At 58.3% G+C, this 17,617-nt stretch carries 19 protein-coding genes; 6 read left to right on the top strand and 13 right to left on the bottom strand.

From position 1 onward, the window contains the following. Window positions 1–84 precede the first annotated feature (84 nt). A complete protein-coding gene (locus J1N60_RS04755) occupies window positions 85–366 on the top strand; it encodes a hypothetical protein (protein WP_312911136.1) in 282 nt (93 codons plus the stop codon). A gap of 238 nt (window positions 367–604) precedes the next feature. Here the strand turns inward: J1N60_RS04755 and J1N60_RS04750 are convergent, their stop codons facing one another. The 3 genes from J1N60_RS04750 to J1N60_RS04740 all read right to left on the bottom strand — a co-directional run bounded on the left by J1N60_RS04750 (window position 605) and on the right by J1N60_RS04740 (window position 3,033). Beyond that, the gene (locus J1N60_RS04750; RefSeq protein ID WP_312911134.1) at window positions 605–1,000 is read right to left on the bottom strand and encodes a DUF7522 family protein; all 396 of its coding nucleotides are present in this window, start codon (window positions 998–1,000) and stop codon (window positions 605–607) included. A 342-nt stretch (window positions 1,001–1,342) separates the two neighbouring features. Then, a complete protein-coding gene (locus J1N60_RS04745) occupies window positions 1,343–2,467 on the bottom strand; it encodes a tyrosine-type recombinase/integrase (RefSeq protein WP_312911132.1) in 1,125 nt (374 codons plus the stop codon). Between the two features lie 431 nt (window positions 2,468–2,898). Then, complete coding sequence (locus J1N60_RS04740; RefSeq protein ID WP_312911131.1) at window positions 2,899–3,033, bottom strand: hypothetical protein; 135 nt, start codon at window positions 3,031–3,033, stop codon at window positions 2,899–2,901. Between the two features lie 642 nt (window positions 3,034–3,675). Here J1N60_RS04740 and J1N60_RS04735 point away from each other — a divergent pair. Then, on the top strand, window positions 3,676–4,023 hold the full coding sequence (locus J1N60_RS04735) for a hypothetical protein (protein ID WP_312911129.1): 348 nt from the start codon (window positions 3,676–3,678) through the stop codon (window positions 4,021–4,023). 200 nt (window positions 4,024–4,223) lie between these two features. Here J1N60_RS04735 and J1N60_RS04730 read toward each other — a convergent pair whose 3' ends face one another. The 3 genes from J1N60_RS04730 to J1N60_RS04720 are packed head-to-tail and all read right to left on the bottom strand — an operon-like array spanning window position 4,224 to window position 5,223. Next, window positions 4,224–4,481, bottom strand: a complete 258-nt coding sequence (locus J1N60_RS04730) for a hypothetical protein (RefSeq protein ID WP_312911127.1) — start codon at window positions 4,479–4,481, stop codon at window positions 4,224–4,226. Next, on the bottom strand, window positions 4,478–4,702 hold the full coding sequence (locus tag J1N60_RS04725; protein WP_312911125.1) for a hypothetical protein: 225 nt from the start codon (window positions 4,700–4,702) through the stop codon (window positions 4,478–4,480). Before J1N60_RS04725 ends, J1N60_RS04730 begins: the two co-directional genes overlap by 4 nt. Continuing rightward, the gene (locus J1N60_RS04720) at window positions 4,699–5,223 is read right to left on the bottom strand and encodes a hypothetical protein (protein WP_312911123.1); all 525 of its coding nucleotides are present in this window, start codon (window positions 5,221–5,223) and stop codon (window positions 4,699–4,701) included. Before J1N60_RS04720 ends, J1N60_RS04725 begins: the two co-directional genes overlap by 4 nt. A 216-nt stretch (window positions 5,224–5,439) precedes the next feature. Here J1N60_RS04720 and J1N60_RS04715 point away from each other — a divergent pair, with 216 nt between their 5' ends. Continuing rightward, on the top strand, window positions 5,440–5,697 hold the full coding sequence (locus J1N60_RS04715) for an ArsR family transcriptional regulator (RefSeq protein ID WP_312911121.1): 258 nt from the start codon (window positions 5,440–5,442) through the stop codon (window positions 5,695–5,697). A 436-nt stretch (window positions 5,698–6,133) separates the two neighbouring features. Continuing rightward, entirely contained in the window at window positions 6,134–6,514 is a 381-nt protein-coding gene (locus J1N60_RS04710; protein WP_312911119.1) for a hypothetical protein, read from the top strand. Between the two features lie 684 nt (window positions 6,515–7,198). Here J1N60_RS04710 and J1N60_RS04705 read toward each other — a convergent pair. From J1N60_RS04705 to J1N60_RS04685, 5 genes are all read right to left on the bottom strand, one after another. Then, complete coding sequence (locus tag J1N60_RS04705; RefSeq protein WP_312911118.1) at window positions 7,199–7,732, bottom strand: hypothetical protein; 534 nt, start codon at window positions 7,730–7,732, stop codon at window positions 7,199–7,201. Between the two features lie 263 nt (window positions 7,733–7,995). After that, on the bottom strand, window positions 7,996–8,295 hold the full coding sequence (locus J1N60_RS04700) for a hypothetical protein (protein ID WP_312911116.1): 300 nt from the start codon (window positions 8,293–8,295) through the stop codon (window positions 7,996–7,998). Continuing rightward, entirely contained in the window at window positions 8,292–8,732 is a 441-nt protein-coding gene (locus tag J1N60_RS04695; RefSeq protein WP_312911115.1) for a hypothetical protein, read from the bottom strand. The genes J1N60_RS04700 and J1N60_RS04695 overlap by 4 nt, the downstream gene beginning before the upstream one ends. 718 nt (window positions 8,733–9,450) lie before the next feature. Then, the gene (locus J1N60_RS04690; RefSeq protein ID WP_312911113.1) at window positions 9,451–10,503 is read right to left on the bottom strand and encodes a GNAT family N-acetyltransferase; all 1,053 of its coding nucleotides are present in this window, start codon (window positions 10,501–10,503) and stop codon (window positions 9,451–9,453) included. Window positions 10,504–10,699: 196 nt separating this feature from the next. Continuing rightward, complete coding sequence (locus J1N60_RS04685; RefSeq protein ID WP_312911112.1) at window positions 10,700–10,960, bottom strand: HTH domain-containing protein; 261 nt, start codon at window positions 10,958–10,960, stop codon at window positions 10,700–10,702. Between the two features lie 235 nt (window positions 10,961–11,195). Between J1N60_RS04685 and J1N60_RS04680 the strand changes: the two genes are divergently transcribed. Together J1N60_RS04680 and J1N60_RS04675 are read left to right on the top strand one after the other, a co-directional pair. Then, on the top strand, window positions 11,196–11,717 hold the full coding sequence (locus tag J1N60_RS04680) for a hypothetical protein (protein WP_312911110.1): 522 nt from the start codon (window positions 11,196–11,198) through the stop codon (window positions 11,715–11,717). A 214-nt stretch (window positions 11,718–11,931) separates the two neighbouring features. After that, on the top strand, window positions 11,932–12,189 hold the full coding sequence (locus J1N60_RS04675) for a hypothetical protein (protein WP_312911109.1): 258 nt from the start codon (window positions 11,932–11,934) through the stop codon (window positions 12,187–12,189). 1,634 nt (window positions 12,190–13,823) lie between these two features. Here the strand turns inward: J1N60_RS04675 and J1N60_RS04670 are convergent. Both J1N60_RS04670 and J1N60_RS04665 read right to left on the bottom strand, forming a co-directional pair. Continuing rightward, window positions 13,824–16,451 carry a hypothetical protein gene (locus J1N60_RS04670; RefSeq protein WP_312911107.1) on the bottom strand — a complete coding sequence of 876 codons (2,628 nt, stop codon included), beginning with the start codon at window positions 16,449–16,451 and terminating at the stop codon, window positions 13,824–13,826. Between the two features lie 449 nt (window positions 16,452–16,900). Then, entirely contained in the window at window positions 16,901–17,440 is a 540-nt protein-coding gene (locus J1N60_RS04665; protein WP_312911104.1) for an Ig-like domain-containing protein, read from the bottom strand. Window positions 17,441–17,617 lie beyond the last annotated feature (177 nt).

The following is a 17,617-nucleotide window of genomic DNA, read 5'->3' as shown; positions in this document are numbered from 1 at the left end:
GCGGAACGTGACGGCGCGGCCGTAGACGACATCACGGTGACGGCCAGGTGGAGGGTTCAACACGTCCGGGGGAGTAGCTCATCTATGCCAATTGATAGCGAGCATCGACTGCGGGCGGACGGTGGTTCAGAGTCCGGCGACAGCGACGACAGCTCGGTCACTCCACAGGCGATCGTCGATTCGATCCTGGCCGCACCCGTGCCCGTCGTCAACACGCAGTACCTGGCCGGCCAGTACTCGACTTCAGTCGAGGAGATGCACAAACAGCTGTCGGCCATGGTCGAGGACGGAACGCTCGAGCACCTGCACGTGGAAGGACGGTGGCACCTCTGGTGGCTCTCGCTCGAGACGGAGCGAACGGAGTGACGCGACTCGTACTCGGCACAGGAGTTGCGCAGCGGCGCAACCTCCCGGTGATCGTCGCATCAGTCCCCGATCGATTGCGTTGTAGTCCGGCGAAGGGAGAACTCGCACTAGCGGGTTGAGGATAGGACCACCAATCGTGAATTATGCCGGATCGGACGTTCTCCTTGTTCAAATTCGGACTCCTTAGGTCGCGTCGCTCGCGGGTTTGTTCGCGACGAGACCAAATAAGGAGGTTCACTCACTCCTCAGCAGTGTCACCCGTATGCGTTACCAGGACCGATTTGAGAGCAGTGGTGAGTTCTTCGAACCGATCCATCGACATTGAGTCAGTCGTCACCCAGGCACCATAGCGGTCGTGAATAACGCGTGTCAGATACCCGTATTCGAACATTCGAACAGTGGCTTGATACTCACCCAACTGCGTATCTCGGTATAGCTCGTCCGCTCGAAAGCCGTTCCGTTCCAACTCGGCGAATCCGATGAGATCAGCCGTCCGATCGAGATCAGACCGGAGGTAGATTTGCTCAACCTGATCCTCGGTGAAATACGTGATACTTCGTAATTCATCCCCGACTACCGTCCGACACACGCTGAGTATTGCATCTGCGAACGCTGACTCGAGTCCGTCATTCATGGTAACGTATAACACGACAGCTCGTGCTATAAGTGCTAGTGGTGGAGAGTACAGCTTCGAGGTTATCTCCGGGTTAGCCTTGCGAAGCATCCGCTGGGCTCGCTGGGCGCCACGAGTTTGACGGTAAAGGCCGCCAATACTGCCCGGTCGGTTGAGGGCCGGCGCTGGTGGAGGTGAAAGAAAGAGTGTGATGGCTCAATTCGAATTAAGAGGATGGGGCCGCCCGGATTGTGAACCACGGTCGGAGCGGAACTCCTCCCTGGTTCAAATCCGGCTTTTCACGTTGGCGTCGCTCGCGGGATTGCTCGCGACGACAGAAGTGGGACCGCCCGGGTTTCAACCTCATCGGTCATCACCCTCCTCGTCGCCGAATGAGAGGCGATCCAGGTATGGGCGCCGACGCTCGCGCATCTCCTCCATCCTGGTCGGTTGATCGTAATGTCGGAGGAGGACCTCGATCGACGTGTTCACCCGTTCGGCGACACGTTCTGGGGGAATCCCTCGGTTGAGTTGCCACGTGATCGAGCCAGTCCGAACCTGGTGGGGACTCCGCGACGAGGGACACTTGCTCGCCGCCGAGTAATCCAGAAAATTACACGTGTCCGGGTCGTTTCCGTGGGGGCACGGTGAGTGGAGACATGGGACGGTGGCCAGGTACATCCAGGCCCGAACGGCATTCGTCGAGGGACGGCCACGCTCACTCGTCAACAGTGGCCGCCGACCATAGTCGTCGTACTTTTCGAGTCGATGTTTCTGAATGTACGCGTCGACAACGTCACACGCCTGCTTCGGGAGGCCAACGAAGCGTTCACCGTCGGCTCCATTCTTCAATGGGGTCTCTTCGCGCGGGCGGTGAGTGAACTTGAGGCACTGTTGCTCTCGGTCGTAGTCCTCGAGATCGAGGCCGCGAAGTGCGCCCAAACGTGCGCCGGTAAACCACGCCAGCGCGAGCAACGTGTGCGCGCGTGAACCACACTCAGTCGCCACGTAGTGGGTGAGTAACGCCTGAGCGCGGTCGGTGTGGAGTCGCACCTTGCTCACCTGATCGGCAGCGGGAACGACCGGTGGGTCAACCTTCGTTGGGAGCCCTTCGTCGACGAGTTCGACCTTAACGCAGTACTCGAAGAAACTTTGCAGGGTGCCCAACTCGTTGTTGAGGGTAATTGGCTCTAACCCCTGTTCCCGCCGGGAGGTCTCGTAGGACTCGATGTCCCACCCGTTCACCTGGCCGACCTCGGAGATGCCCACCTCTTCACACCACTCAACGAAATGTTTCAACCGGTAGTGGTACGCTGAAACGGTGGATTCACTCCTGGACACTCGGAGTTTGTTAAGCCATCGCTCGAGCGCTTCCCGTGGGGAGAGGTCGGGGACACGGTCACCTCCATCCGTTGTTCCCTCGATGGGGACTTCGTACTTGGGTGGCTCGTCCAGGGAGGCCTCAAAGACGTCTGGGGCCGAACTCATAGCTCCCACCTGTTCTGAGGCCCGTTCTTTTGGCTTGGGTGGTCCCAGCTGTTCGAGGCGGCTGGCTCTGAAATAGCCTCAAGAGATGAGGCGTGGATCCCACACACAAGCATGGGGCCACACCCATCTGAGCTGATCGTGGTTGACGCGGGACGTGGGCAGAGTTCGCAGCTGGCTGCGGTCGTTTCGTACGAGTTGTGTTTGTTCGAAGATTTTGTCATGGTTCGGATGTGGATCCCGAACCCGCCGAACCGACGAAACGGCTTTACTCTCGCGGACTGTAGAGTAAAGTGACACCAACTCGGTGTCGGTCTCGTCCGTCGGAAGACGGTCGGGGTGTATGCTAATTCGACTCGGCACGGGGTGTGTCTCCAACACACCCCATTTAATGCGCGAGTCGTTCGATGCATGGTGAGCGATCAGGGCTATTTTCAGTACCCGGCTTCGTTGAGCAGTTGCTCGACCGCATCGTGCAGACTGCACAGATCGTTGTCGTCGCGGTAGAGAGACAACCGGGATCGGACGTCAGAGCCCGCGCGGAGCCCGACCGTCGTGTACCTGCTCATCGGGATCACTCTGGTATACCAATAGAGATGGGTAGTTATAACATTCTCGGTATTGGGCAATATACCGATATGAATTTCCTAATTGAGAACGTATTATATAGGGGCTCTAGCGGCCGTTTTCGGTAACATATAATAACCAACATAAAAATTCTGTTAGTAGTTGGCAGGCAACTGATTCCGCAATAGGATCGTCGAGGCCAACCAGGTCCGTTCGACGTAGCAGGCGACCTCGGGGAAGGGGGGGGCGAACCTATATCTTTTTGCTGTAGTGTTCTCTTTTCTGAGTGTTATGAAAAAGGTGGCAAGATGAAATGAGGGTGCTGTTCGACCTTGAGGCCAGAGCAGACGCCGCGTACTCGACGAGCGCTTCGACGATGAGCAGATCGTCCTGGGGGTGGCGCATCACTGGGGCTGGCTACGTCATCATATAAAAATTCCAGGACGCACTGAAGGACCACCTCAGCCACCGAGCCGACAGTCGAGTCGATTTCGGCACCCCCTCATCACCAGTGTAGTATCGTTGAACCCGCCACTCGCGCCGAGATGAGGATCTGGCCGAGAGGTGGATGGATACCTTACGCGTGAATCCAGGGCGTTCCAAGCTAACGTACACGTATCTGGAGCGACAACAACCCTTCAGGTATGGGGTCAGAACGGAGGTTGCGGGAGGCCGGGGTCGAGGCAGAACGCCGTGTGTTGCGCTACGAACTCGGCGAGCGCCTGCTCAAACTACGAGGGGGTGACGTCTCGGCGATGGTGACCTACATCCTCCGGGAGCATCTCGAGCCGAAGACGGTCGTCGCACTCCGCAACGGCGGACACGAAGTGCTGGTCTACTGGCGGACCCACCAGGAGATTGTCGTCTACGACCTCCCGCGAGGGGGCTTCCTCGAAGCCACGGGAGAAACTTACGACGCCGCGGATGGGCCAGGTGAGTGGCTCGAAGCCAACCACGACGAACTGGAGTGGATCCACCCGGACTGGCGATAGCGCCGGCTTTTTTCGAGATCTGGTTGCGAGGGTGAGACGACTTCCAGAGCACCACCCGTGATGGGGCGAACGGTGGCGCCACGGGGTCATAGCTTGGATCGCTGGGTCGAGGTGAAGCGTGGCGCCTCCGGGGGGACGTCGACGAGTTTCTGGCCGCCGTGGCCGTCGTCGTCGGCGTCCCCTGACCGGGGACGGACGGGTCACTGACCATAGGCGATCGCCCCCGGCGCCTCCAGGTCGATCCCACCGGTGATCCAGGCCGCGAGCCGCGTCTGGCGCGTCTCCTCGAGGACGGGATCGACGTGGCGCCACCGCGCCCGGCACCGAACCGAGCAGAACTCGCGGAGCCGATCATTCGCGGCGCCGAACCCGAGCGACTCCCGAGCCCGGACGATTTCGTCCTCGGGAACCAACCCGAACGACCGACCGCACTCGAAACACGTCGACGAGGCGGTCATGGACGAGCCACCCCTGGGGTCTGACCCTCGAAAACGGGCCCCTGGAGGGCGTCAACGCCGTCAGACCGGCGATCGCGGACCAGGTGGCCGCCTTCGCGGCACGCGCCGCATCGGAAGTGCTCGACCACTCGATCGGCGTCGAACCCGTCCGCGCGGACGAACCGAACGGCACCTCCGCACGCCCGGCAGGTCCGGGGAATCGCGTCGGTCATCACGCTCACGCCCACCCACCGCGGCGCTCGAGGACGCGCTCTCTCGCGGCGTCGAGTCCGGCCTCGTGCTCGATCTCGAGGCGGGCGTCGACGGCTTCCGCCTCGGCGTCGATTGCGGGCGCCATCCGCTCGAGGTCGCGGGCCGCCCGGAGGTCACGGGCGAACACAGGCTCGCTGTCGACGTGCTGGCCGTGTTGGCTGCAAATCGAGTCCTCGAGCCCCTCCGGGACGGGGAGGGTGCCGGTGGCTGTCACGGCGGCGTACCAGTGCTTGCACGCGCGATCGGCGCCTCGGCAGCCATTCCGGGCGTCCGGGCAATCGCAGCGGTCCTCGGGCTCGTCGCCCAGGACGTTCACCCGGTACTCCTTGCCGGAGGCGCTCACGACGCGGTACTCGCCGTCGTCGAGGTCGTGGTAGACGGGGCGCCCGAGGACGCTCATTTCCTGGGTGATGCCGCGGTAGCGGCGGGCTGTGATCGCGTGGTCAGTAGCCTTTTCGTGGTCAGCGGCATAGGTGGTAGCGGTCGTCATTGACTTCACCTGGATTCGGACGACCGATCCCCGGGCGTTCCAGCGCCCGGGTGTTCCAGCACCCCGAGGGGACCGGCCGTCCTCATCCATTACTTTTACCTGTAATGGCTTAAAGGGCTTTCATGGTGGGCAAGACTATCAAATACAGGCTACTGTAAAGGACCTTGAAAGCTACCTGGAAAGGCTAATATCCCACACCCCATACAGCTAACTGTAATGGACGCGAACCCCGCACCCATGCCCGATGCCGATCGCGACGACGAGAGCGGACGATACCGGACGACCTACGCCGACGCCGACTTCCTCGAAGCACTCGACGTCGAGGGGGGCATGGCCGGCACCCAGGACGTCACTGACCGCGTTGGCTGTAGCTACGAACTCGCGTACAAGCGTCTGGTCGCCCTCGAAGACGCCGGCCACGTCTCGAGTCGGAAGGTGGGGAACGCCCGCCTATGGCTGCTTGAGGGCCAGTAGGACGCCCCGGGTAATCGCCAGGGCGTCACATACCCACCCACGTCGACGGACCGGCCGTCGACGAGTCCTCTCAGAGTCCCCAGGAGGCCGCTGGTGACACCGGCGCCGAACCCGACCCCACAAACCTCTGGGCGGGGGCGAGGCGCCAGGGGGCGACCGTAGGGGGCTTGGAAGACGTCGGCGACGAGTTCCCGTCGACCGTCACCCCCAAGGAGGAAATCGCTCGAAGCCGATGACGTCCAGAAGACGCCGCGGGTTGAAATCCTCAGAAACTGATAAATGTTCTGTGCTGAATATAGAGGATGGATGCAGCACGGTCGCGTTGTTTATTTCACTCACCAAGTATGGAACCAACCGATACATACGGCTGCGAACATAGCACCAATCCCACGAATAAAATCAATTAATTTAAATTAAATGGCCGTCATCTCATAATATGGTTTCCCAGATTGACTCATCAGGAACGGTCCTCCACTCTCTCGAGACCTTTGCTGCTAAGACTGACAAGTGGTGGTATCTACCGGCACTATCTGGTGGCAGTGCTGCTTTGCTCACGTTTCTGGCTTATTTCACAGCTGCTCCAGTATGGGCGCTAGAAACGTTCGGTGTACTGTTTTTATTTCCAGCAACAATCTTCGCCATCCCAGCTGTCGCCTTTGATATACTCAATAAATATGATGATGGTCTACCACCCGGGTTATTCTTCTACCCGCCTTTGCTATTAATAGCAATGATAATCGGAACTTTTCCACATATTGCGGTCGTTTCCGTTTACTTTGTGAAGTGGGTGTGGTTCGAAAGCGATAGCGGTGCATGAACCATCTGTATTGAGCGTTCAATCTTCTGCGTTGATCTCTCCTCAGCCCGTGGCACATTCGCGCTGTGTATTCAGCACGGCTACTAAAATCTGTAACAGTATGAGGGTTTCAACAAAGCCTAATATACGTTTCCACCGTCCACTTTTCGAGCGGGCGGGCCGACGGACGTCCAGAAACCGGGGTCGAGCGACGGTGGAACCCCGTTTTCCCGGGTCGAACCCCAGGATCGCGCCTCGAAAACCGGTGTCCAGCGCCCCGCTCGAGCGTGAAATCGGGAGATTCAACTCGTGGGTACGGCGTTCGAGATAAGAAATCTAATCCGCGGTGGGAGTCCCGCCGAGTGGTGGGGCTCAGAACCGGATGAGTTCAACGCCGTCGGCCTCGGCCTCGAGGACGTCTTGGTCGACGCCGAGGATGTCCGCGGCCTGCTCACGGGTGTCCGCATCGATCACGTCGAACACCTCGGCGAGCGACTCCGGTGCGGAGGGCCGGCCTCACCGTCCGACGGCGGGCTCGAGAGCGGCGTCTCAGGCGTCCGGTGGAGGAAGGCCGAGGTCGATCTCAGCGCGACTGCAGGGTGCTGGTGGCCAGCTCGTCGTCGAGCGCCCAGATCCGGCCGGACTCGGCATCCGCGTGGTCGTAAGCGTACTCAATAAGGGCCTATCTGACTTACTCTCTAACGGCTAATCCGTATGCTTGCTACGTTCAGCGTGGAGATACCAGATGAATTTATCAATCTGATCACCTTTTGAGATGTTTAACACCATACTCACGCCGCCGGACGCCTTGATCGCTAACACCTGTTGGCGCCAGAAGTACGCGTAGCCGATTAAACCAAGCCCGACGATGAGAAGAAGTCCGCCAATAGCATCAGCCGAACTTAGGGTTAGCAGTCCAGTGAAGCCGAGAAGAGCCCCAAGAGCAATTGTCACAAGCGACAGCTTCCTGCCATACTCAATAGAGCTAATTTTACCGTGTGGCACGTCTCGAAACGTGAATCCACCGCTTTCTTTAGTCGTCTCTATCACCCTCTCGTTAGTGATAAACCAATAGGTAACGCCGTACCCCAGTAATGATTCAAACCAATTGATAACTCCTCTCGGCCGAAATCGGAGAGAGTAGGTTATTTCCTCGCTATTTAACATATACTCCTGTACCCGCTGTTCAGCCCCGGACTGTTGTTCAGATACTTGTTCTTGTTGTTGTGTTACTGCCATCTACTGGACTGACTCAATAATTCAATATGAATGTTCGGATTTCTTGTGTGTTTTTTTCAACAGTTCTGTTAGAATATCTCCTTTTGATATAACGTGACTGGCACGGACGTGCCGGCGTGGGGATCGGCGCCGGGGCCGGCGTCGTCGCCCCGGTCGGCATCACGCCGAATCGCGGTGTTCGAGGGCGTGCTCGTGGCGGGCGTTCAGGTCGACCTTTGGGCCAGGGTCAGCGTCAGCGTCGGCGTTTGGGGTAGAGTCAGGGCTCATCGCTCACCTCGGGGATCGGCGTCGACGTCGGGGTCGGCCTCGGTGTCCTCCAAGTCGAGCAACTCGCCGGGCTCGATCGGGTCACCCGTCTCCGGGTCGTACCACTGGATGTCACGCTCCCCGGTCGCCGTCGTCCGCTGGCGGGCCATACGGCCGATGGGCTCACCGTCCTCGTCCACGGCCCAGGACTCGATCGTCACCACGAGGCCGGACTCGACGTCACCGTCCGTGTTCGCGTCGTCCTCGATCTGCTCGAGGCGCTCCTCGAAGTCGTCCCAGGACCGGCGGCGCGTCATCGGTCACCACCGTCCTCGAGCGCCTCCAGGCGGGCCTCAATGTCCTCGAGGTCGTAGAACTCGACGAGCCACTCCTCGTAATCCAGGGCCAGGCGGGCCGCCTTCGCCCAGTTTTCGTCCTCGAGCAGTCCTTTGATCGACTTGCGGACCACCGTCTCGCACTCGAGGGCGCGGCGGTCACGATCACGGCCGCGCTCGACGACGCTCGAGGCGATCCGGTCGATGTCTTTCGAGATTTGCTGGTGTGAAACGCCGAACCGCTCGGCCATCTCGGTCCGGGAGACGAGGTCGGGGTGGCCTGCGGTTGCAATCTCCGCCGCGAGGTAGGCCCGTCGCTCGGTGTAATGGTACTCCTCGAGGGGCTTGCTGGGGATTTTGAGGGCGCTGTAATCGGGCTGGGTGCTATCCGACGCAACCTCGGAGGCCGCCTGGGTCATCGGCGGTCCTCCGGGAGAGCTGATAGGAGGGAAGCGGGCGACTGCATAAGGGACTTTCCCCTTCTTATAGCCGGGCGGACATAAGTCTTTCTTATAAACGTTTTGGCCAAGACGGGTATTACCGGTGGTTCGACGCGGCCGGGGAAAGCCGTCGCCGGGATATTCGCCGCGCTCTATCACGGATACCGCTGGGGCTACGCGAACGGATACGACGATGGTTTCGAAGATACTGTCTATCGCCAATCCCGGATGCGAAAGGACGACGCCGAGTAACTGATTCTATGCACTGAAATCGAGGCCCTAACACGTCGGCGATTGGTGCATGCATACGACAGGCCAACAACCTTGTCACTGGTTACCACTGGTTGAATTGGTCTAAAATCCTCAGGGAGACAGACCAGCGGTAGGTGTCAGCATCCGGCGGATAACACCATCAGAAGACGGCCATCTCCACCTGGGTGGCCGCTGCCTACCGTTTGACGTATCTGAACCCTCAAGTCACTGGCTTACACGGCACCTCGTCCTCGCAGGGCTTAAGTGGTCGAACCAGAGGCGGCCGTGCTGTCGAATAGACCACGACGAATGTGGCCGGGAATTATACAGTCTTCTGAGGTCCACCGAAACTATGGGCATACGTTCACTTGAGCGAGATGACTAATGAGGACCAGCTCGGCCCCATCCAGTGAAGTGCGAAGTTCTCCAGTGAATTCTACACCCTTTAATTGTAATGTTGTATTCGAGATAAGAAAGATTGAATGAGTTCGTGGCTTCTCTTTGGAAGGCGTCGATAACCGAACTTGGTCGCCTGCCAGATCTGCGACTCCCATCGCAATTCGAACATGACTCGAGGTTCAGGACCAAACTTGGATTTGTAGTCTGCCAGACTGGGAATCATTGCCGTCGTTAGGTCTACACGATCGAGGTCTTTCGCCGCGGCCTGTTCGATGACGTGCCAGTAGAGGAGTTCATTCACTGGGAGATCGACATCAGTTTTCACGCCGCCGATCCAGACGTGCATCGTGTCGCCGAACTCCAACGCCAGCAACCCACTCACCATTTTTTCATCAATGCAGAGGCAGTAAGGATGCAGTTGCTCCTCGGGAAGTCGAGCGTGGAGTTCCGCCATCAACTCGGGGGTGAGGCCGTAGCTCATCCCCTGTTCTTCGTGGCGGTTCTGGAGTTGTCGAACGATCAGTTGAGTAGTGTCGAGATCTCCTTCAACGATCTCGTAGGCTTGCTCATCGGTATTCCGGATTCGTCGCCGCGTCTCCTTAGTCAACTCACTGAAGAGTGCTTCGACACCGCTGCCAAGTTCGATGATGTAGATGTATCTGGGCGAGGCTTCAAAATCATTCCAAAGGTAGGGTCGGACGTCGGTGTACCGATCACTGCTCCACAACGACACAAAATCGGGCTCAATCGAGGTTTCGATCCACTCCCAACAGGCGTTAACGAACCGTCGGTGGTCTTTCTCGGTCTTCCGCTGTTTCACACCGTTCGAGTGTAGTCGCACCGGGCCGAGATGCGCGATTTCTGCCGCGTCGGGTGGAGAGTGTATCTTGTTAAAAGGCCCTCGCCTCGTCTCGAAAAGCGGAAGCAGCTCCACGGGTTCTTGTCCCTTGTAGCCGATCAGGAGATGAAGGTCGGTATTAGTGTGGTCAGCAAACAGATCAAGAGCCGCGTACTGGTGAAAAGGCGTCGCATGAGATGCTTGGGTGACATATGAGTCCCATTCTTCTTGTTTATCCGTCTTGACAACCTCGATGGTCATATTGCATCCATTACACCACGATGGGACTTATTAACAAGGGGGTGCGGATTTATAGGCCGGAGAGTCTCTTGGCCCACGGGGTAATTCTGGCCATGTGATTGACCGTCTTCGTCTCGCCAACTCCACGAGTCCAGTGAGCCCCTTTCGTGGTCGTCGCGCTAAGCGGGTTGACGTCGCTCTGGTTGGCCGACTGCGGTCAGGATTCGGAGGAATCTCGATGGGTGTCGGCCTCCTCACTGTCGATTGGCTGCCAGAAGACCTTCGAGCGGCCTCCAACCTGCTTGCTCTGGAGGTGGCCGTCCGCCGCGAGTTCGTTGAGTTTGTTGAGCGCCGTCCGCCGCGAGCACTCGAGCGATTCTGCAATCTCCGTGGCGATGAGCGGCTCGGCCGCGTCGCTTCGCAACCGAAACACCTCGAGGACGTCCTCGGGCGTCGTCTCCTCGATCCGTCCTGGCATACTCTCCACTTCGACTACTGCAGTGTTAGTCATTTGCCCTCGTAGGTAGTGCAGTCTCTCACGGTAAATAGCTACCCACGTAGGTAAGATATCCACACTGTCTGGCGATTAGAGAACGCCCTTTATGGTTATTGCCCACGTGGGTATGAATGAGGATGGCCGATCCCCTCGGGGTGCTGGAACACCCGGGCGCTGGAACGCCCGGGGATCGGTCGTCCGAATCCAGGTGAAGTCAATGACGACCACTACCACCTACGCCGCTGACCACGAAAAGGCTGCTGACCACGCGATCACTGCTCGCCGCTACCGCGGAGTCACCCAGGAGATGTCGGTGCTGGGACGCCCGGTCTACCCGGACCTCGAGGACGGTGAGTACCGCGTCGTCTCCGCGAGCGGCCGGGAGTACCGGGTGGACGTCCTGGCCGACGAGCCCGACGACCGATGTGACTGCCCCGACGCGCAGAACGACTGCCTCGGTGCCGACCGCGGGTGCAAGCACTTCTACGCCGCGCTCACGGCGACGGGGCGCCTCCCCGTCCCCGAGGGCCTTGAAGACGACGTCTGCCCCCAGCATGGCCAGCACGTCGATGGCGCGCCCGTGACGGCCGCCCAGCGCCGGGCGGCCTGCGACCTCGAGCGGATGACGCCTGCGATCGACGAGGCGGAGGCCGCCGACGCCCGACTCGAGATCGAGCACGAGGCCGTGCTCGACGCTCGACGCGAGCGCGCGCTCGAACGGCGCAGCGGGTGGGCGTGATGAAAGACGCAACCACTCTACGAGCGTGCGCGGCATGCGGCGGCGCCGTTCGGTTCGTCCGCGCGGACGGCCTCGACGCCGACCGAGTGCTCGAGCACTTTCGATGTGACGCCTGCCGCGAAGGCGGTCATCTGGTGCGCAATCGCCGATCTGACGGTGTTGAGGTATTCCAGGGACCCATCTTCGAGGGTAATACCCCAGGGGTGACGCGCTCATGACGGCGTCGTCGACGTGTTTCGCTTGCGGGCGGGCACTTTCGCTGGTCCCCGAGGACGAGATCGCCCGTGCCCGGGAGTCGCTCGGGTTCGGCGCCGCGAATGATCGGCTCCGCGAGTTCTGCGGGCTCCGCTGCCGGGCGCGGTGGCGCCACGTCGACCCCGTCCTCGAAGAGACGCGCCAAACGCGGCTCGAGGCATGGACCGCTGGTGGAATCGATCTGGAGTCGCCAGGAGCGATCATATATGGACGGTGAGATTCGCCCCAGTTAGGGATCGGCCTATTCGTCATGCTTTAGAATAGGGTCGTTTGTCCATGTCGACGGTTTCAACCCGAAAATGCTCTCTCATGGAGGGTGTTCGTGGAGTTTCAAACCGGTAGTGAGGGGAATTGATCTCGATCTGGAAGTCGATACTGGGACTCCCTCCCAGAGGCTGAGCCCCGAATGTGGGGAGCTACGAGAGGCCAAAGTGGTGTGTGAGGCTTGCAGTGATTTCTCATAGAGATTAACAACGCAACCCATAGTTATGATTCATTTCTATATAGTAGTTGAGAGATTAGGTCTGCTGAATATAGAGGATGAGTTCAGCACGCTGATCGAGTTTGTTGCACGATGAACTAATGAATCAATAGCTCGGTAGAGATCTTATTGAGTATAGTCTTATAGTTAGAGCAGTACTGCTAAAACGGCAGGAATGTCGGTGTCAGAGGCACACCCTGCCGTATTATCCCCGACAATCCGAACAGACAAATGCCTTTTTCCAACTTTCCGATATATCTCTGGTTATTAGATATCAAGCGCGTTCCTGTGATCACCTACACTGACCTCGCCACTCTTCACAGATCGACCTTCAGCACATATCACATTCGAACTATGTATTCAGCACGGGCAGTACGAATTGCTCGGCTTCTGTCAGAAACGCCGTGATCGATACAGGATATATTCAGCATGCCGCCTGCTTTTCACAAATATCGTCAATGAATGGCGTTAGAACACTCTTTCCAATAATTTAATTGATGAATTTGATAAGTAGCCGAACATCGGTTCTCCGTTATTGAGGAGTATACGGAGAGAAGTTACTATCATCACACGTGGTACATTTTCGAGGAGGCACCGGTGATGAGGTAGCCATAACAATTCCGCAGTGGCGGCACACATGTAGGTGGTTTCTGTCTCCCATGATCTCATCCCGAATGAACTATGTCACCATATAGCATATAGTGCTACTATCGTGGATTGGCATAAACGAGAATGATACGCTATTGTTCTGTAGTTGTTAGCGGGAGTCCTCTGATCTTCAACAGGCAAGTGCTACATTCGCGCCTTCTAATCAGCACGACTCCTGAAACTTATCACTGGTTAAGAACTTCACCAGATCCAATCGAGAAGAAATGGCGGGCGGTATGGGTGTGAGTAGATTGTGTTCCCAGAACGGATTACGACCACCGCCAACGGGGGTGGACCCATTCCAGTTCATCACCATGCACGTGGCGGATTATTCGCTCCGCACTGTGATAGGCAGACTGAAACCGGAGACCGGAGTCGAACGGATTGTGATCGAGGCGTCGTGAGTGCGTTCACAGATTCATCGAGCGAGACGCCCACCGGCGCCGTCGTCAGTCTCGAGTCCGTTCCGAACATAATACTGATTCGTTCGGGGCCTACCGCGTCCGGTACGGCGGCAACCACCGTCGGCGATGCGAAGCGGGATTCACGACGGCTCGATATCCGGTCGCGGTGCTGGACGAAAAGAGTGTATCTGCATCCGTTTCCGCGCGGTTATGACGCCGCAAAAAAGGATGAATCGGTCGAGGACGGTCCGCGTTCGGGCCATCCCCGACCGCGATTCTCGGATTCAATCCGTTCCTATCCCATCGAGGCGCGCACGTTTAGCTCGAGGCGCTCTGGGACTGGTTGCTCGAGACGCTGACACTCGAAGTGGAGCTCTGGGTGTTGTCGTCACCCTCGGCTTCCTGCGTCGTGTCCTGGCTGACCTCGACCTCATTGGTCGAGCTCTGCTCGTTGTCGTCACCGTCGGCTTCCTGCTCAGTGTTCTGGTCGACCTCGACGTTCTGTTCGGCGTCCTGCTCGTTGTCGTCACCGTCGGCTTCCTGATCGATCTCCTGATCGACTTCGGCTTCCTGTTCGGCCTCCTGCTCGTTGTCGTCACCGTCGGCTTCCTGCTCGATCTCCTGATCGACGTCGGAGTTCTGCTCGGCGTCCTGTTCGTTGTCGTCGCCCTCAGCCTCCTGCTCGATTTCGTTCTCTTGCTCGACTTCTTGCTCGGCTTCCTGTTCGTTATCGTCGCCCTCAGCCTCTTGCTCGACTTCCTGTTCGGCCTCGTTCTTCTGCTCAGCTTCCTGTTCGTTATCGTCGCCCTCAGCCTCTTGCTCGACTTCGTTCTCTTGCTCGACTTCCTGTTCAGCCTCCTGCTCGTTGGCGTCGCCCTCAGCCTCCTGCTCTACTTCCTGCTCGGCTTCGTTCTCCTGCTCGGCTTCCTGCTCGTTGTCGTCACCGTCTTCGACTTCTTGCTCGGCTTCGTTTTCCTGTTCTATTTCTTGCTCAGCTTCCTGCTCGTTGTCGTCACCGTCGGCTTCCTGCTCGACTTCCTGTTCGGCCTCGTTCTCCTGCTCGGCTTCCTGCTCGTTGTCGTCGCCGTCTTCAACTTCCTGCTCGGCTTCGTTCTCTTGTTCGACCTCCTGTTCGGCCTCCTGTTCGTTGTCGTCGCCCTCAGCCTCTTGCTCGACCTCCTGTTCGGCCTCGTTCTCCTGTTCGGCTTCCTGCTCGTTGTCGTCGCCGTCTTCAACTTCCTGCTCGGCTTCGTTCTCTTGTTCGACCTCCTGTTCGGCCTCCTGTTCGTTGTCGTCGCCGTCTTCGACTTCCTGCTCAGCCTCCTGCTCGGCTTCGTTCTCCTGTTCAGTTTCTTGTTCGTTGTCGTCACCGTCTTCGACTTCCTGCTCGGCCTCGTTCTCCTGCTCGGCTTCCTGCTCGGCTTCCTGTTCGTTGTCGTACCCGTTCTCGACTTCCTGTTCGGTTTCTTGTTCGACCTCGTTCTCCTGTTCTGCCTCCTGCTCGTTGTCGTCACCGTCTTCGACTTCCTGCTCGACTTCGTTCTCTTGCTCGGCTTCCTGCTCGGCTTCCTGCTCGTTGTCGGCGCCAGCTTCGACTTCCTGTTCAGCCTCCTGCTCGGCTTCGTTCTCCTGCTCGGCTTCCTGTTCGTTGTCGTCGCCGTCTTCGACTTCCTGTTCAGCCTCGTTCTCCTGCTCGGCTTCCTGTTCGGCCTCTTGCTCGTTGTCGACGCCAGCCTCGACTTCCTGCTCGACTTCTTGTTCGCCTTCGTTCTCCTGTTCGGCCTCCTGCTCGTTGTCGTCACCGTCTTCGACTTCCTGCTCGGCCTCGTTCTCCTGTTCTAACTCTTGTTCGGCCTCCTGTTCGTTGTTATCTCCGTCCTCGATTTCCTGCTCGACTTCTTGTTCGCCTTCGTTCTCCTGTTCGGCCTCCTGCTCGTTGTCGTCACCATCTTCGACTTCCTGTTCGACCTCGTTCTCCTGCTCGGCTTCCTGTTCGGTCTCCTGCTCATTGTCTGAGAAGCCGAGTAAGGCAGCGAGCAGACCGTTTTCGACTTCCTGCTCACTATCTTGCTCGAGTTCGTTCTCCTGCTCAGCTTCTTGTTCGTTGTCGTCACCGTCTTCGACTTCTTGCTCGGCTTCGTTCTCCTGTTCTAACTCCTGCTCGGTCTCCTGCTCGTTGTCGTCGCTGTTCTCGACTTCCTGCTCGCTCTCTTGTTCGCCTTCGTTCTCCTGTTCTACTTCTTGTTCGTTGTCGTCGCCGTCCTCGATCTCCTGCTCGTTCTCGTTCTCCTGCTCGGCTTCCTGCTCGGCGTCTTGTTCGTTGTCGTCGCCGTCGATCTCTTGCTCGTTCTCCTGCTCGAGCTCGTTCTCCTGTTCTGCTTCCTGCTCGTTGTCGTCACCGTCCTCGATCTCCTGCTCGTTCTCGTTCTCGAGTTCGGCCTCCTGGTCGGCGTACTGTTCGTTGTCGTCGCCGTCGATCTCTTGCTCGCTCTCCTGCTCGAGTTCGTGTTCTTGCTCGGCGTCCTGCTCGTTGTCGTCGCCATCCTCGATCGTCTGCTCGTTCTCGCTCTCGAGCGTGTTCGCCTCGTCACCGTCGGTCGCCTGATCGGCGTCCTGGACGTTGTTGTCGCCGTCGATTTCCTGTTCGGCGTCGACGTCGACGTCGTTGTCCTGGTCGGCGTACTGACAGTTGTCATCCCCGTCCTCGATATCTTGGTTCGAGCCCAGAAGTATCTCGAGGAGCTGGAGCAACCGTTGATCGTTATCGTCCCCGTCCGTGTATTGATCCTGAGTGACGTCTCCTTCGACACTTTGGTCCGTATCTTGACAATTGTCGTCCGAGTCGTTTGCAACTGCTGCGCCAGTCATCCCGATAGCCGCCCCGCTGATCATCATCATCACGACCAGCGCAAGCGTTACGATTCGCGTTATACTGTGTTCTCCCATTGTATTTTCCACGGCCCGATGGCCGTCTCGATAATGGAGGATAGACCCCTATATTGTTAGCCAGGCCACATCAATTCCGTAATCGGGATTACGACCTGTGAGGCTGGACGAAACGATTTCACGGTTGATCGTTATCGAACGACAACTATCTTTTACGCTAACAGTCGTCATCGATTGCGATTCGTCCAGACGAAGACGCGAAGATCAGCCGACGAGACACCACAACGGTAGCTGTAGACCATCGCCAGCGACTGTTCACCTAGAGAAATGCGAAACGAACCGATGGAACGCGAGCGATATGGCGGGCCAGTTGACTCGACAGCGAGACGACGAAGTACCACTGGAAATCAACTGTGCCACCCGTGCTACCCTTGAGCGACTGCGAACGTTGCTCCTCGAAGAAGTCGCTCGAGAGGGGCGTCCGATCGACGAGAGTTAGAGCGTCAGAATCAGTCACAGGACGACTGCACCGATCGCGTTCGCGTGGTGATTCCGGTCGACCGTACCGTCACGGTCGTCCGTGACTGGGCACAGACGGCGTCGGATTCCGAATGATCGACCCTCGTTTTCGTCCTCGTTCCGTCGGACGCGATCTCGATCTCGTAGGAACCCGGGCGGACGAACGCGAACTCGAGGCGTTCGCCTGCCGGGATGGATTCGGTGCTATCGAAGCGGGGCTCGCCGTCGCGAGCGATTCGAATTGAGAGTGTACGTTCGTCTTCACTCTCGTTCCGCACGTGGACTTCGTGTGCGTCAGTTTCGGTCGGCTCGTCCCCCTCGTCCGACCGACCGAGTTCGTACCGCTCGTGCAGGCCATCGTCGTCGTCGGAGAGATCTGATTCCTGATCAGATCCGTTCTCACCACGTGTTCCATCCCGGTTCGAGCCACCGTCCGTCGCTCGTCTCGCTTCGAAGTTCTCGAAGCAGTAGGCGGCCCCTCCGGTTACCGTAGCCGCGCCGATGTGAATGAAGAGATTGCGTCGGTTCATGATCAAACGGAGTCGACTGACGAGAGCTCTTTCGCCGTTCGGTCAGAACGTCGCTCGAGCACCCCGTCGTGTCGATTCGGTGACGGTCCACCACCGCGAGACATAGCCGTTTCGATCGTTTCGGAGCCACGGTCGCGGTAACGTCGATTACTGGCGATCACACGTTTCGAATCTGAT

Source organism: Natronosalvus caseinilyticus (assembly GCF_017357105.1).
Lineage (GTDB): Archaea > Halobacteriota > Halobacteria > Halobacteriales > Natrialbaceae > Natronosalvus > Natronosalvus caseinilyticus.
This window is presented reverse-complemented; position numbering and strand designations above follow the sequence as displayed.

Bases quoted from the DNA above. Each gene is read 5' to 3' on its own strand.
- J1N60_RS04715 (WP_312911121.1), top strand. From the start codon at position 5,440: ATGGACGCGAACCCCGCACCCATGCCCGATGCCGATCGCGACGACGAG.
- J1N60_RS04670 (WP_312911107.1), bottom strand. From the start codon at position 16,451: ATGGGAGAACACAGTATAACGCGAATCGTAACGCTTGCGCTGGTCGTG.
- J1N60_RS04690 (WP_312911113.1), bottom strand. From the start codon at position 10,503: ATGACCATCGAGGTTGTCAAGACGGATAAACAAGAAGAATGGGACTCA.
- J1N60_RS04755 (WP_312911136.1), top strand. From the start codon at position 85: ATGCCAATTGATAGCGAGCATCGACTGCGGGCGGACGGTGGTTCAGAG.
- J1N60_RS04700 (WP_312911116.1), bottom strand. From the start codon at position 8,295: ATGACGCGCCGCCGGTCCTGGGACGACTTCGAGGAGCGCCTCGAGCAG.
- J1N60_RS04730 (WP_312911127.1), bottom strand. From the start codon at position 4,481: ATGACCGCCTCGTCGACGTGTTTCGAGTGCGGTCGGTCGTTCGGGTTG.
- J1N60_RS04705 (WP_312911118.1), bottom strand. From the start codon at position 7,732: ATGGCAGTAACACAACAACAAGAACAAGTATCTGAACAACAGTCCGGG.
- J1N60_RS04710 (WP_312911119.1), top strand. From the start codon at position 6,134: ATGGTTTCCCAGATTGACTCATCAGGAACGGTCCTCCACTCTCTCGAG.
- J1N60_RS04720 (WP_312911123.1), bottom strand. From the start codon at position 5,223: ATGACGACCGCTACCACCTATGCCGCTGACCACGAAAAGGCTACTGAC.
- J1N60_RS04740 (WP_312911131.1), bottom strand. From the start codon at position 3,033: ATGAGCAGGTACACGACGGTCGGGCTCCGCGCGGGCTCTGACGTCCGA.
- J1N60_RS04735 (WP_312911129.1), top strand. From the start codon at position 3,676: ATGGGGTCAGAACGGAGGTTGCGGGAGGCCGGGGTCGAGGCAGAACGC.
- J1N60_RS04695 (WP_312911115.1), bottom strand. From the start codon at position 8,732: ATGACCCAGGCGGCCTCCGAGGTTGCGTCGGATAGCACCCAGCCCGAT.
- J1N60_RS04750 (WP_312911134.1), bottom strand. From the start codon at position 1,000: ATGAATGACGGACTCGAGTCAGCGTTCGCAGATGCAATACTCAGCGTG.
- J1N60_RS04675 (WP_312911109.1), top strand. From the start codon at position 11,932: ATGACGGCGTCGTCGACGTGTTTCGCTTGCGGGCGGGCACTTTCGCTG.
- J1N60_RS04745 (WP_312911132.1), bottom strand. From the start codon at position 2,467: ATGAGTTCGGCCCCAGACGTCTTTGAGGCCTCCCTGGACGAGCCACCC.
- J1N60_RS04680 (WP_312911110.1), top strand. From the start codon at position 11,196: ATGACGACCACTACCACCTACGCCGCTGACCACGAAAAGGCTGCTGAC.
- J1N60_RS04665 (WP_312911104.1), bottom strand. From the start codon at position 17,440: ATGAACCGACGCAATCTCTTCATTCACATCGGCGCGGCTACGGTAACC.
- J1N60_RS04685 (WP_312911112.1), bottom strand. From the start codon at position 10,960: ATGCCAGGACGGATCGAGGAGACGACGCCCGAGGACGTCCTCGAGGTG.